The 13,544-nt window shown below is 73.5% G+C and carries 9 protein-coding genes; 2 read left to right on the top strand and 7 right to left on the bottom strand.

What is annotated here, in order from left to right; all coding sequences use genetic code 11:
• The 5 genes from ABD808_RS03575 to ABD808_RS03595 are packed head-to-tail and all read right to left on the bottom strand — an operon-like array spanning position 1 to position 10,096.
• Positions 1-696 carry an ABC transporter ATP-binding protein gene (locus ABD808_RS03575; protein ID WP_344889517.1) on the bottom strand — a complete coding sequence of 232 codons (696 nt, stop codon included), beginning with the start codon at positions 694-696 and terminating at the stop codon, positions 1-3.
• The gene (locus ABD808_RS03580) at positions 689-1,624 is read right to left on the bottom strand and encodes an ABC transporter ATP-binding protein (protein WP_344889520.1); all 936 of its coding nucleotides are present in this window, start codon (positions 1,622-1,624) and stop codon (positions 689-691) included. Before ABD808_RS03580 ends, ABD808_RS03575 begins: the two co-directional genes overlap by 8 nt.
• Positions 1,621-4,185, bottom strand: coding sequence for an ABC transporter permease (locus tag ABD808_RS03585; RefSeq protein ID WP_344889523.1), 2,565 nt, complete (start codon positions 4,183-4,185; stop codon positions 1,621-1,623). Before ABD808_RS03585 ends, ABD808_RS03580 begins: the two co-directional genes overlap by 4 nt.
• The gene (locus ABD808_RS03590) at positions 4,182-6,767 is read right to left on the bottom strand and encodes an ABC transporter permease (protein WP_344889525.1); all 2,586 of its coding nucleotides are present in this window, start codon (positions 6,765-6,767) and stop codon (positions 4,182-4,184) included. The genes ABD808_RS03585 and ABD808_RS03590 overlap by 4 nt, the downstream gene beginning before the upstream one ends.
• Positions 6,764-10,096, bottom strand: a complete 3,333-nt coding sequence (locus ABD808_RS03595; protein WP_344889528.1) for an FtsX-like permease family protein — start codon at positions 10,094-10,096, stop codon at positions 6,764-6,766. The genes ABD808_RS03590 and ABD808_RS03595 overlap by 4 nt, the downstream gene beginning before the upstream one ends.
• A gap of 225 nt (positions 10,097-10,321) precedes the next feature.
• Between ABD808_RS03595 and ABD808_RS03600 the strand changes: the two genes are divergently transcribed.
• Positions 10,322-10,882, top strand: a complete 561-nt coding sequence (locus ABD808_RS03600) for a dihydrofolate reductase family protein (protein WP_344889531.1) — start codon at positions 10,322-10,324, stop codon at positions 10,880-10,882.
• A gap of 14 nt (positions 10,883-10,896) precedes the next feature.
• On the opposite strand, the gene ABD808_RS03605 is transcribed toward ABD808_RS03600, so the two are convergent.
• A complete protein-coding gene (locus ABD808_RS03605) occupies positions 10,897-11,925 on the bottom strand; it encodes a helix-turn-helix domain-containing protein (protein ID WP_344889534.1) in 1,029 nt (342 codons plus the stop codon).
• Entirely contained in the window at positions 11,922-12,746 is an 825-nt protein-coding gene (locus ABD808_RS03610; protein ID WP_344889537.1) for an SAM-dependent methyltransferase, read from the bottom strand. The genes ABD808_RS03605 and ABD808_RS03610 overlap by 4 nt, the downstream gene beginning before the upstream one ends.
• Before the next feature lie 269 nt (positions 12,747-13,015).
• Between ABD808_RS03610 and ABD808_RS03615 the strand changes: the two genes are divergently transcribed.
• On the top strand, positions 13,016-13,354 hold the full coding sequence (locus ABD808_RS03615) for a YciI family protein (protein ID WP_344889540.1): 339 nt from the start codon (positions 13,016-13,018) through the stop codon (positions 13,352-13,354).
• Positions 13,355-13,544: the final 190 nt, after the last annotated feature.

The following is a 13,544-nucleotide window of genomic DNA, read 5'->3' on the forward strand; positions in this document are numbered from 1 at the left end:
TCAGGGGGTGGGGATGGGGGCCTCGGTGATTTTGCCGTCTTGGAGGTTGAGGACTCGGTCGGCCTCGCTGAGGAGGGCGCCGTCGTGGGTGGCCACCACTACGGTGACGCCTTCGCTGGAGACCACGGCGTGGAGGAGGGGCATGAGGGCGGCGGCGGTTTCGGAGTCGAGTTGGCCGGTGGGTTCGTCAGCGAGGAGGAGGCGGGGGCGGTTGGCCAGGGCGCGGGCGATGGCGACGCGTTGGCGTTGGCCGCCGGACAGTTCGTAGGGGCGTTGGGCGGCGTGGTCGGCGAGGCCCACCAGCGACAGGAGGACGCGGACGCGTTCGTCGCGTTCGGCCGGGGGTGTGCGGACGAGGCGGAGGGGGACCTCGACGTTCTCGGCCGCCGACAGGACGGGGATCAGCCCGTGCGACTGGAAGATGTAGCCGATGTGGTCGCGGCGCAGGGCCAGCAGGTCGTTCTCGCTGAGGGCGCCGACGTCGCGGCCGTTGACGCGGACGGTGCCGCTGTCCGGGGTGTCGAGGCCGCCGATCAGGTTGAGCAGGGTGGTCTTCCCCGAGCCGGAGCGGCCCTTGATCGCGACGAGTTCACCGGCCGGGATGGTGAAGGACGCGCCGCGCAGCGCCGGGACCTCCACGTCGCCGGTGCGGAAGACGCGGGTGAGCGCCTCCGCGGCCACCATCGGCTCAGTCATCGCTCTCCTTCGTGTCGGGCCACACGCCGACGTGGTCGGTCTCCAGGTTGAGGCGGACGCGGTCGCGCATGTCCAGGGCCTTGGTGAACCCCTTGGGGAGCTGGACGCGGCCGACGCGGTCCAGGACGGCGTACTCCTCGGCGACGCGGGTGCCGTCCTCGGCGGAGCGGCGGCGGACCTCGCTGCTGGTGCGGCCGTCGCGGATGCCGATCGTCCGGTCGACGCGCTCGGACACCTGGGCGTCGTGGGTGACGACGACGGCGGTGGTGCCGAGTTCGGTGTTGACGCGGCGGAGCGCGGCGAAGACCTCGGAGGCGGTGGCGGTGTCGAGTTCGCCGGTGGGTTCGTCGGCCAGCACGATGTGCGGTTCGTTCGCGACGGCCACGGCGATCGCGACGCGCTGCTGCTGGCCGCCGGACAGTTCCTGCGGGCGGCGTCCGGCGCAGTCGCCGACGCCGAGCATGCCGAGGAGTTCGGCGGCACGGGTGGCGCGGGCGCGGCGGGGCCGTCCCGCGAACCGCATCGGGAGTTCGACGTTCTGCGCGGCGGTCAGGTACGGGAGGAGGTTGCGGGACGTCTGCTGCCAGATGAACCCGACCTGTTCGCGCCGGAACCGGAGCCGTTCCTTGGACGCCATCGTCAGCAGGTCCGACCCGGCGACGCGGGCGACCCCGGCGGTGGGCACGTCCAGGCCGGACAGGATGTTCAGCAGCGTCGACTTGCCGGAGCCGGACGCGCCGACGATCGCGATCAGCTCGCCGGGGTCGACGAGCAGGTCGAGGCCCTGCAACGCGACGACCTCGACGCCGTCGGTCTTGTAGATGCGCACGAGGTTGTCGCAGACGATGTGCGCGCCCTCCCCGTAGACGGGGCCGCGTTCGGCGGCGCGGCGTTCGAGTTCGGCGAGGTCGGGTGTGTCGGTACTCATGAGTCCCCCGATCTGAGGACGGTTCCTGGGTGGGCGTCGAAGGCGCGGTCGACGGCGACGGCCGCGGCGGCGGCGAGCAGCAGCGCGCCGACCAGCCCGAGCAGCGCGGGCAGGTCGGGGACGTGGGCGGTGACGGCGTAGCCGCCAGTGTAGGGACGCAGGTCGACGACGGGTCCGGTGATCTCGGGCAGCAGCAGGCCGAGCACCCATCCGGCGGCCGTCGCGCACAGCAGCACGGGCGCGATCTCCACCAGCGCGAGGGCCCGGCTCTGCCGACGGCTCAGGCCGACGGCTCGCAGATGCGCGATGGTACGCGCCCGAGCCCGCGCCCCCACGACGAGAACGAACAAGACGGCGAGCAGCCCGAACGCGCCACCGATGAGCGCCCCGCCAAGGAACGTGTCGTGCACGACTGACACCAAGGGCAGCCGCGTCATGTCGCGCAGCACGTCCTGCCGCACCACGACGTCGCGGCCGGGTGCGGCGGCGCGCAGTGCGGTGCCGTTCACCTTTCCGAAGACGAAGACCTGGGACGGGAAGCCCGTCGCGGTGGCGACCATCGTGTCCGGGACGACGACGAACGCGCTGTTCGTGTCCTGTCCGGGGAACCGGTTGATCTCGGCGGCGACCGTTACGCGGGTCGGGTCCATTCCGGAGCGGCTGAGGGTCGCGGTGCGGCCGCCCATGGTGCGGACGGCGAGCGGCGTCGCGAGCACCTTGCCGTCAGGAATGTCCGGCACGTCGGGGGCGAGCCTGCGGTAGGCGTCGAGGTCCAGGCCGACCACGGTGATCGGCGCGGTGTTCCCCCCGGCCGTCGCGGTGTTGATCACGCGGACGCGGAGGGCCTCGGTGACGCCCGGCACGGCCCGGAGGCGGCGGAGCCCGGCCTCGTCCAGCGTTCCCGCCTCGATCCGCGCCTCGGCGCCGGTCTCCGCCCACGACGCACGAACCTGCCCGGTCCGCAACGCGGTGTCGACCGTGGCGGTGAACCCGGCGACGGCGGCGGCCAGCAGCAGGACGACCACCGGCAGCGCGCCGACGAGGTTCTGCCTGGCGGCACGCGCGAGCCCGAGGAACGCGACGGCCCCCTTGCGCCGCCGCAGAAACGGCTGGCCGACGCGCAGCAGGTACGGGTAGACGCGCAGGACGAGCGCGCCGAGCGCCACCCCGAGCAGCACGGGGACGGCGGCGATCAGCGGGTCGCCGCCCGCCTCCGGGCCCCGGCGGCGCAGCAGCACGACGCCGATCACGGCAAGGACGACGAGCACGGTGTCCAGCGCGAACCGCCACCGGGACGGCCGGGCGGTGCCGAGATCGTCCCGCTGGGTGGCGGCGGCGCCGAGCCCGCCGCCGCGCTCGCGCCACACGATCGCGGCGGAGATGAACAGCACGGCCGCGACCAGGACGCACAGCGCGTAGATCGAGCTGGCCTGCGGCGGGCCCTGGTCGAGGAGCCGTCCGACCGCGTAGCCGAGCCCGGCGGCCGGGACGACGGCGAGCGTCGGCGGCCCGCAGCCGGGGACGGCCAGCTGCCGCAGCGACGCCCCGCGCGCCCGCATCAGCCCGAGGATCGGCCGGAGCCGTTCGCCGAGCAGCCCGGCGGCGAGCAGCAGCACCCCGGCGGCGACGGCGACGAGCCCGCCGAACGCGAGGCCGAGCACGGACTGGGCGACGTGGAGCCGGGCGTCGAACTCCTCCAGCCGGTTGTCCAGCAGGGTGCGGACCTCGCAGTGGAACATGTCGGAGCGTCCGGCGACGGCGGAGCGGTAGGCGTCCAGCTCGCGGCCCATCGCACGGGCGTCACCGGCGCTGACGGCGTCCCGGCGGATCGGGAACCGCCAGCTGAAGTTCAGCGCCAGATCCGGGTTGGTGGTGAGCCTGGCGTAGGCGGGCCGGTCGATCAGCGCGGTGCCCGCGTCGACCTGGATGTTGGAGTTCGGGAGGAACTCGATGACGGAGTGCAGGATGCGGGCGCGCGGCCCCCAGTACTGGTCGGTTGGGTCAGTCGGCTCGAACAGGCCGGTGATGCGAAGGGTGAACGCCCCCATCACCATCGTGTCGCCGACCTTGTACCCGAGCTGGTCGGCGTACTTCCTGGAGACCATGATCTGCATGTCGCCGCTGGTCGCCCCCGGCTTGTTGTACGGCTCCGCGCCGGACACCATCCGGATGCGCCGTTGCGCGCCGGGCACCCAGCCGAGGTAGAGGATCCGGGGCTTGCTGTAGTGGCCCTCCAGGTTGTCGCCGTCGGTGGTGGCGGACGGCTCGGCCTCGCCCGTCGCCCGCCGCAGGGCGCCCGGCAGCAGGTCGCGCCAGGCGATGCCGTTGGAGTCCAGGGCCGCCTCGCTCGGCACGGCGGAGAAGGCCGTCGTGCCCTTGGCCGTCCCCTGCACCCGGATGTCGGCGTCCTGCCCGACCGCGGCGACGGCGGCGCGGTCGTAGCCTCCGGCCGTCCTGGACGGGACGGCCACGCACAGTACCGCCGCGACGAACGTCAACGCGGCGAGGGCGGCGAGCGGCGCCCACTGCGCGCGGACGAGCCGCGCTCCCGCACCCCTCATAGGTCCCCCGATCTGAGGACGGTTCCCGGGTGGGCGTCGAAGACACGGTCGACGACGACGGCCGCGGCGGCGGCGAGCAGCAACACGCCGACCAGCCCGAGCAGCGCGGGCAGGTCGGGAACGTGCGCCGGGACGGCATAGCCGCCGGTATAGGGACGCAGGTCGACCACCGGCCCAGTGATCTCGGGCAGCAGCAGACCAAGGACCCACCCGGCAGCCGTCGCACACAGCAGCACCGGCGCGATCTCCACCAGCGCGAGGCCCCGGCTCTGCCGACGACTCAGCCCGATGGCCCGAAGATGCGCGACGGTACGCGCCCGAGCCCGCGCCCCCACAACGAGAACGAACAACACAGCGAGCAACCCGAACCCGCCACCAATGAGCACCCCGCCAAGGAACGTGTCACGCATGACCGACACCAACGGTGCGCGGTTCAGATCCCGCAGGACGTCCTGGCGCATCATGACGCCGTGCCCGGGGGCAGCGCCGCGCAGTTTGCGCGCGTCCAGGTCATGTCCGGCGACGAAGACCTGCGAGGGGAAACCGGTCGCGCGCTCGACCTCCCGGTACGGGACGACGACGAACGCGCCCTCGGTGCGTCCCGGAAAGTGTTCGATGACGCGGGGCGACCTGACATGGATCGGGTCCATTCCGGCGCGGCTGAGCGTGACCCCACTGGAGCCCATGTCCCTGGCCGCGAGCGGGGACGCCAGCGCGCCCTGCCCGCCGGGGAGGCCGGGCACGTCGGGTGCGATCGCGTGGTAGGCGTCGAGGTCCACGCCGATGACGGTCATCGGCGCCGTGTTCGACGCGGTCGACACGTGCTCGATGACGCGGGCGCGGACGGCTCCGGTGACGCCCGGCACGGCCCGGACGCGGCGCAGGCCCGCCTCGTCCAGCGGCCCGCTCTCGACCCGCGCCTCGGCCCCGACCTCGGCCCACGACGCGCGCACCTGCCCGGCCCGCAGCGCGGCGTCCACGGTGGCGGTGAACCCGGCGACGGACGCGACCAGCAGCAGCACGACCACCGGCAGCGCCCCGACGAGGCCCTGCCGGGCGGCCCGCGCGAGCCCGAGGAACGCGACGGCTCCGCTGCGCCGCCGCAGCACCGGCCCGGCGGCGCGCAGCAGCTGAGGGTAGGCACGCAGGACGAGGACGGCGAACGCCCCCGCCAGCAGGACGGGCACGGCGGCGATCAGCGGGTCGGACCCGGCGCCCTGCCCGCGGCGGCGCAGCAGCACCACGCCGATCACGGCGAGCGCGACGAGCAGCACCTCCAGGACGAGCCGCCGCGACGACGGCCGCGCCGAGCCGATGTCGTCGCGGCGGCCCGCCGACGATTCCAGCCCGCTGCCCCGCTCCCGCAGCACCACCGCCGCGGACACGGTGAGCGCGGCCAGCACCAGCAGGGCGACCGCGTAGGCGGAGGTTCGCTGCGCCGGTCCGGCGTCGAGGAGGCGTCCCGCCGCGTACCCGAGGGCCCCGGCGGGGACGGCCGCGAGCGCCGTCAGCCCGCAGGCGGGGACGGCGAGCTGCCACAGCGACGCGCCCCGCGCCCGCATCGTGCCGAGGACGGGCCGCAGCCGTTCGCCTAGCAGCCCCGCCGCGAGCAGCAGCACCCCGGCGGCTGCGGCGATGAGCCCGCCGAGCACCAGCCCGAGGACGGACTGGGCCGCGCGGTACTGCCGGGCGAACCGGTCCAGTTCGTCGTCCAGCGCGGTGACCACGGAGCAGTGGAAGAAGCCGGTGCGGCCCTCGACGGCGGAGCGGAACGCGTCCATGCCCGCCGCGATCCCGCTCGCGTTCGCGGCGTCGATCGCCGAACCGCGGATCGGGAACCGCCAGTGGAAGGTGAAGAGCCGGTCGGACGTGGCGCGCGCGAGCGCCCGGTACCCGGACTCGTTCATCAGCGCCGTGCCCACGTCGGCGGTCGTATCGCGGTCGAGCCGTTTCTCCGACGGATGCAGGAGCCCGGGGCGTGGCGTCCAGTACGGGTCGGCGGGTCTCACCGGCTCGTACAGGCCCGAGATCTGGACGTGCACGTCGGCGTCCGGGAGGTCGGCGATCGTGAGCCGGTCGCCGACGGTGTAGCCGAACTTGTCGGCATACTCCTTGGAGACCATGATCTGGACGTCCGCGTCCCGCCCCGATCCGGCGGTGACGGCGGGGCCGCCCGCGACGGCGCGGATCCGTTCCCGCGCGCCGAGGTCCCAGTTCAGGTAGAGGATCCTCGGCCTCGGCAACCGCGCGTGGACGAACATGGCGTCGGAGGCGACCGACGGCTCGGGCCGTCCGGCCGCCCCGGCGATGGACGCGGGCAGCGACCGCTGCCAGGCGAGGGCGTGCGACACCAGCGCGTCCTCGGACGACACCGTCGTGATCGCCGTGGTGCCCCCCGCCCGGCCCTCGACCTCGATGTCGCCGCCGGGCCTGACGGCGGCCGCCGCCGCGCTCCGGTCGTATCCGGCGGTCATCCGAGCCGGCAGGGCGACGGCGAGCACCGCGGCCACCAGTGCCAGGACGGCGAGCGCGACGAGCGGCGCCCACTGCGTCCGGGCCAGCCGCGGGCCGGGTCCGCTCATCGTTCCTCGCCCACGCGCAGTCCCGCGCCGACGTCACGGCGGCGCAGCACCCGGATCACCGGCACGAGCACGAGCGCGAGGACCGCCGCCGCCCCGGCGAGCACCGCCAGCACCAGCGGCCACTGGACGACCAGCGTGGCGGGCGGGTACGGGTCGGCGGCCTGGACGGTCAGCACCACGTGCGGGACGACGAGCCGCGCCACCGCGAGGCCGAGGACCGTCCCGCCGAGCAGGCCGAGTGCCGCCAGGTACGCCTGTTCGATGCCGAGCATCCCGGCGACCTGCCGGGGGTGGACGCCGAGCGCCCGCAGCACCGCGAACTCGCGGGACCGTTCGCCGACCGTCACCGCCGCGTTCAGGACGAACGCGATGACGGCGAACGCCAGCGCCGCCCCGAACCCGAGGATGAGGGCGCCCTGGAGCGCCGCGCCGAGCGGGGCGTCCCGGAGCCGGGAGCGCACTTCGGTGCGGTCGGCGGTGACCTTCCCCCACTCGGGGTGATCGGCGAGGGCCCGCCCGGCGGGCCCGGTGCGGCCGTCGCGCGCCGCCGCCCACCATTCGCCGGGGTCGAGGTTCGCCAGCTCCGTGCTGCCCGCGGCGAGCCGGGCGCCGGTGAGCGTCGGCAGGTCGACGAGGATGCCGGGCTCGCCGGGCGCGACGCTCGGCAGCGCGGGCGCGATTCCGAGCACCGTGACGGGCTGGTCGCCGTCGACGGTGCTGACCGTGACCCTGCCGCCGACGCCGACATGGGCGCGGCGGGCCGTCTCCTCGGTGACGACGCCGGGCACGACCGGCTGAAGGTCCGTGTTCTCCCCGGCAGCCGGGCCCGGCTTCTCCTTCTTGGCGGGGGCGGGTGGCGGCCCCGGCACGAGGACGGCGCTCGCGGTCCCGACGGTGTCGAAGGTGTCGCCGTCCCCCGCCCACGTCGGCGACGCCGGCAGAGCGATCTTCACGAGGGCGCCGTCCGCGTCCTTCGTGCGCGGTTCGAGCTTGTCCAGATCCCGGTAGGGCCGGACGGACATCCCCCAGTGGGTCCCGGCGGGGGCCCGCGCCGCGCCGGTGCCGTCGCCACGCAGGCCGAGGACCTCCAGGTCGAGCGGCCCGGAGAAGGTGTTGTCGTCGTAGGAGTAGTGGACGCCCCTGACCGACAGCGGGTAGGACATGACGCCGTTCGACCCGGCCAGGGCGGCGACGTCGACCGCGACGGTGTGCGGGCGACCGTCCGCGACGACGCCGGGGAGGGTGACCCGCTGGACGAGGCCGCGGGCGTCCACGACGGTCGCCCCGACCTTGTACGCGAAGTCGGCGGGCGGCTTGTAGTGGAGCGAGTTGGCGGGGACGTCCCCGGCGCGGGTGAGCCGCAGGTCGAACAACAACTGTCGCGGCTTGCCGGGGACGGTCAGCGCCGGCGCGCTGGGACGGGCCTTGGCCAGCTCGTCCAGCCGCAGGTCGTCGCGCAGTCCGGGCTGGACGCGCAGGACCGGGCCGAGCGTCTTGGCGTCGGCGGCCAGCAGCGTCGCGGACGCGTTGCCGAGGCCCGCGTCCGTGCGCAGCACCGCCGTCGCGGCCGTGACGCCGGGCAGCGCCGCGAACCGGCCGCCCTGTCCGAGGGCCGACGGGCTCCGCGGGGAGTGGTCGCGGCCGAGCCGCAGGTCGGCGCCCGCCTGGAAGTCCGCCTGGTCGGTCTGCGACCGCCGCCAGGTCGCCATCGTCGTCACCGACAGGATCCCGACCGCCATCGCCATGACGAGCAGCAGGACCGGTCCGGTGTAGCGGAGCCGGCGCCGTCCGACCTGCCGGGTGCCGAGGACGGGGGCGAGCCCGCGGCCCCGGGTCGCGGCCCGCTCGGCGACCCGGGAGATCACCGGCACGAGCCTGAGCAGCAGCACGCCGCCCGCGAGCAGCGCGAGCGCCGGGCCGGACACGATGAACGGGTCGATGCCGTTCGTGCTGTTGCCGCCGCCGGTGCCGGTCGCGCCGTACCTGGTGAGCTGCCAGACCGCGAGCCCCGCGACGAGCAGCAGCGCGAGGTCGATGCCGGATCCGACCAGGCCGCCGCGTCCGGGACGTCCGATCCCTGCCTGCACCTCCACGAACGTGCGGTTCGCGCCGCGCAGCGTCGGGACGGTGAGGCTGACCGCGCAGGCGAGCGCGGTCACGATCGACACGATCCACAGCGGCGCGAGCGGCCCGGCGTCCAGGCTCAGCCCGGACGCCCGTACCGCGGGCGCGTGCCCGGCCAGGCGCAGCAGCGGCCCGGCCAGCAGTGGCCCGAAGATCGCGCCGGGAAGCACGATCAGCAGCCCCTCCGCCAGCCCGAGCCGGGCGAGTTGCCGCATGCCGAGGCCACGGGTGCGCAGCAACGCGACCTCGCCGCGCCGGTGGTCGGCGAGCAGCCGGGCGACGAGCAACCACGCGCAGCCCGCCAGCAGGACGAGTTGCAGCACCGGGATCAGCATCGTGGACCGCGCGACGAGCAGGGCGTCGTCGAGCTGCCGGGTCAGCTCCGGCAACTGCGTGACGACGTTGAACTCCCGGCCGTCACCGATCTTGGTGAAGGTCTCCTGGCCGGTCGCGACGCGGTCGCCGAGCGGGTCCAGGGCGCCGGGTTCGACGCCGCTCAGGTCCGGCATGATCGTGAACCGGGCGTCGGCTCCGGTCCCGGTGAAGCGTCCCGCGAACACCTCGGGACGCACCACGAACGGCCCGTGGGTCGTGTAGTCGAGCTTCTCGACGCCGGTCGTGATGAGCGTGTCGCCCTGCCAGAAGTAGTCCCCCTGGTCGCGGACCTCGAACAGGCCGACGACGCGGACCTTCACGACCGACTTCTTGTCGACCCGGCCATGGAGGGTGAGGACGTCGTCCAGCCCGGCGTGCATGGCGGAGGCGGCGGGGCCGGGCAGGGCGGCCTGGACCACGCCGTCTCGCGCGGCGGCCGGGTCGCCGCCCGGCCAGCGTCCCTGGGTCAGCCGCGCGTGGCCCTCGATCCCGGCGTAGGTCTCGAACGCCGTCAGCTCGGGGTGGTCGCTGCGCTCCTGCCCCGGAAGCGTGTACGAGTCGCTGCGCAGGCCAACCGAGACCGTGCGCGGGACGTCCCCGTAGATCTGCTTGAGCGCCTCGTCGACCTGGCCCCGCACCTGGTCGAGGCCGTTGGCGGGGACATGGGTGCCGACGGTGGTGCCGACCGTCTCGAACGTCGCGTCGGCGAGCGTGCGGTGCAGTCCCTCGCGGGTCACCGAACCGGCGTAGCCGACGAGGGCGGCCAGGACGGTGGTGGCGAACAACGCGGTCGCGCACGCGGCCAGGACGAGCGCCCTGTCCCCGGCCATTCGTCTGAGTACCAACCCCCGTCGCCTCACAGCCGCAGATGATCATTTATCGGAGGCGACCTTTACAAGGGGTCGTAATGATTCTGTAGTCCATCGAAACACTTCTGAAATATGGACAAACCGCACATTTGCCCATCCCAGGGACCACCGGTGCGAGAATCGCCTACCGGTGCGTCGAGGCTCCCGACCGCCGGGCGGCCGAGAATCGGATCGACGGGGAAGCGCATGCGCAAGATCATCAGCTCGACGTACATCTCGCTGGACGGCGTCATCGAGCGGCCGCAGAAGTGGACCACGGCGTACTTCCGGGACGAGGCCGCCGCCTACGCCCGCGAGCTGCTCTTCTCCTGCGGCGCGATCCTGATGGGACGCCGCACGTTCGACGGCTTCTCGCAGTCGTGGCCCGCCATGGAGGAGACGACGGGCGACTTCGGCGTCCGGATGAACACCCTTCCCCACTACGTCGTGTCCGACTCGCTGCGCAAGCCCGGCTGGGGCGACACCACGGCGATCCCCCGGGACCGCGCCGTCGCCGAGATCACCCGGCTGAAGGAGCAGGACGGCCAGGACATCCTCCAGTACGGCTTCGGCCCCGTGACGCGAACCCTCATCGACCACGGCCTGCTGGACGAGCTGCGCCTGTGGATCCACCCCGTCGTCGTCGGCCCCCGCGACCCGGACGACCTGCTCACCCGCGCCGACTTCGCGGCGTCGTTCGAACTGGCCGACACCACGCCGTTCAAGACCGGCGTCATCATCGCGACGTACCGTCCGGCCACAAAGTAACTTGGCGGGGCCGGTCAGCCGGTCGTGGCGGACAGTTCGCGCAGGACGCCCCGCAGCAGGGCGGGGGTGTCGTCGGGCGACTCCGCCTGCACGCCGAGCCGGTTGAGGACGTCCCGGTACCGGGCGATGTCGGCGGGCCTGTCCGGATAGAGAGCGCCGGTGAGCTGCTCCAGGTAGACCACGTCCGGCAGTTCCGGCTCGGCGAACCGCAACAGCGTCATCGGGCCGCACTCGGCCGCGTGCCCACCGGACGCGAACGGCAGGATCTGCACGGTGATGTTCGGCAGCCGCGCCATCTCGGCCACGAACCGGATCTGGTCGCTCATGGTCTCGGCGCCGCCGACCACGCGGCGCAGCGCCGCCTCGTCGATGACCGCCCACAGCTTCAACGGGTCGGCGCGCTCGAACACGCGGCGGCGGCGCATCCGCAGCTCGACCCGCCGTTCGATCTCGTCCGCAGACGCCTCCGGATGCCGGGCCGCCAGCAGCGCGCGGGCATACGTGGGCGTTTGCAGCAGCTCGGGGACGTCCTGGACCTCGTACACGCGGGCGACCACGGCGCCCTGCTCCAGCCCGAGGAAGGGTTCGAACCAGCTGGGCACGAGATCGCCGTACCCCTGCCACCAGCCGGGCCGGTTGGCGAGGCCGACCAGCTCCAGCACGGGCGCGCGGCATCCCGGGTCGCAGATGCCGTAGAGGGTCAGCAGGTCGGCGACGTCGCGTTCCTTGAAGCCGACCCGGCCCAGCTCCATCCGGCTGATCTTGGAGTGCGAGCCGCGGATCTCGTATCCGGCGTCCTCCAGGGTGATCCGCGCGGCCTCGCGGAACCGGCGCAGCTGCGACCCGACCAGCATCCGCAGCACCGTCGGGCCCGCCGTCCGGTAGCCGCGCGCGAGGGCGGCGTGGCCGAGGAGGGAGGAGGTCAGCCGATCCGGGGGCTCGTCGCCGCCGAGGTCGTCGCCGCCGATCTCACTCGTGCTCATCTCACCCGTGCTCATCTCGCCCGCGCCCATCTCGTCGTTGTTCGTCTCGCCCGCGGTCATGACGCCTTGCGCCCCACGCCGCAGAACTCGTCCACCTCGACCGGCGGCCCGTCCGCACGGGGCCCGGCCCGCCACCGCGACACCGGCACGACGCCGGGCTCCAGGAGGTCCAGGCCGTCGAAGTACCCCTCGATCATCTCGGGGGTGCGCAGGAAGTACGGGGTCTCGCTCACCCGGTTCCACATCCCGATCGCCGTGCGGAACCGCTCTCCGGTGAAGACGTCGGTGCTGTCCGCGACGACCAGATGGCTGCCCGGCGCCAGCGCGCCGACCAGGCGGGAGACCGTCGAGCGCGCCTCCTCGTAGCGGGGCACGTGCCCGAGGATGTTCAGGAGCATGAGCGCGACGGGACGGTCGAAGTCGAGCGTCGACCCGGCCTCGTGCAGGATGCGGCCCGGTTCGCGCAGGTCGGCCTCGATGTAGCTGGTGGCGCCCTCGGGCGTGCTGGTCAGCAGCGCGCGTGCGTGCTCCAGGACGAGCGGGTCGTTGTCGACGTACACGACGCGGGCCTCCGGCACTGCGCGCTGCGCGACCTCGTGCGTGTTGTCGACGGTCGGCAGCCCGGTGCCGATGTCGAGGAACTGCCGGATCCCCACCTCGCCCGCCAGGTAGAGGACGGCGCGGGACAGGAAGGCCCTGGACTGCCGGGCGATGTCCACGATCTCCGGATAGGCGCTGACGAACTGGTCACCGGCGGCCCGGTCGGCCGGAAAGTTGTCCTTGCCGCCGAGCCAGTAGTTCCAGATGCGCGCGGACTGCGGTACCTCGCCGGTGGTCCGGGACCCCGGCGGCCCTCCGCCGCTAGGTGCTCGGTCTCCCACGGAACGCCTCCTCGGACGCGCAAGTACCTTTCTCCCCGGAGAAGCTACTCGTAAATCCCTGACTTGCCCACCGGCCCGTTTGTCCTAGTTCGTACGGATCTCGTCGCCGGTATCGTGAACACTCCATCCGTACCCGCTCTGACCTGGGTCGATACGGGTCAGGGAAAAATCTTGGAAAGAAACCGGGCCGCGCTGTCGATCCGGCCGTCCCCTCTTCGACGCCTCGGTGAGAGGCCGGACGGAACCGGCCCGAGACAGAGGAGCAACCGATGCGCTTCATGATGATGACCACGGACGACAACTCCAACGACGCCCCGCCGGACGAGGCCATGATGATCGAGATGGGCAAGTTCATCGAGGAGACTTCCAAGGCCGGGGTGCTGCTCGCCACCGGCGGCCTGGAACCCCACGGCACCCGCATCGCCTCGTCCGGCGGCACGGTGACCATCACCGACGGCCCGTTCGCCGAGGCCAAGGAGTCGGTCGTCGGGTTCGCGCTGATCGAGGTCCGCACCCGGGAGGAGGCGATCGAGCTGTCCAAGCGCTTCTACAAGATCGTCGGGGACGGCGAGGGCGTCATCAAGCAGGTGTTCGGCCCCGGCGACTGACCCGCCCGGCTTGCGCGACGCCCCGCGCGGGTGCTCTGATCAGCGGCGTGACCACGTCAGACCACCCCGGCGGGGCGACACCGGAGCACCGCGACGGGGCGGCGCCAGAGCCGCCCGGCGAGGCGGCGCCAGAGCCGCCCGGCGAGGCAGCGCCAGAGCCGCCCGGCGAGGCAGCGCCAGAGCCGCCCGG

This window comes from Actinomadura meridiana, from assembly GCF_039537545.1.
Classification (GTDB): domain Bacteria; phylum Actinomycetota; class Actinomycetes; order Streptosporangiales; family Streptosporangiaceae; genus Spirillospora; species Spirillospora meridiana.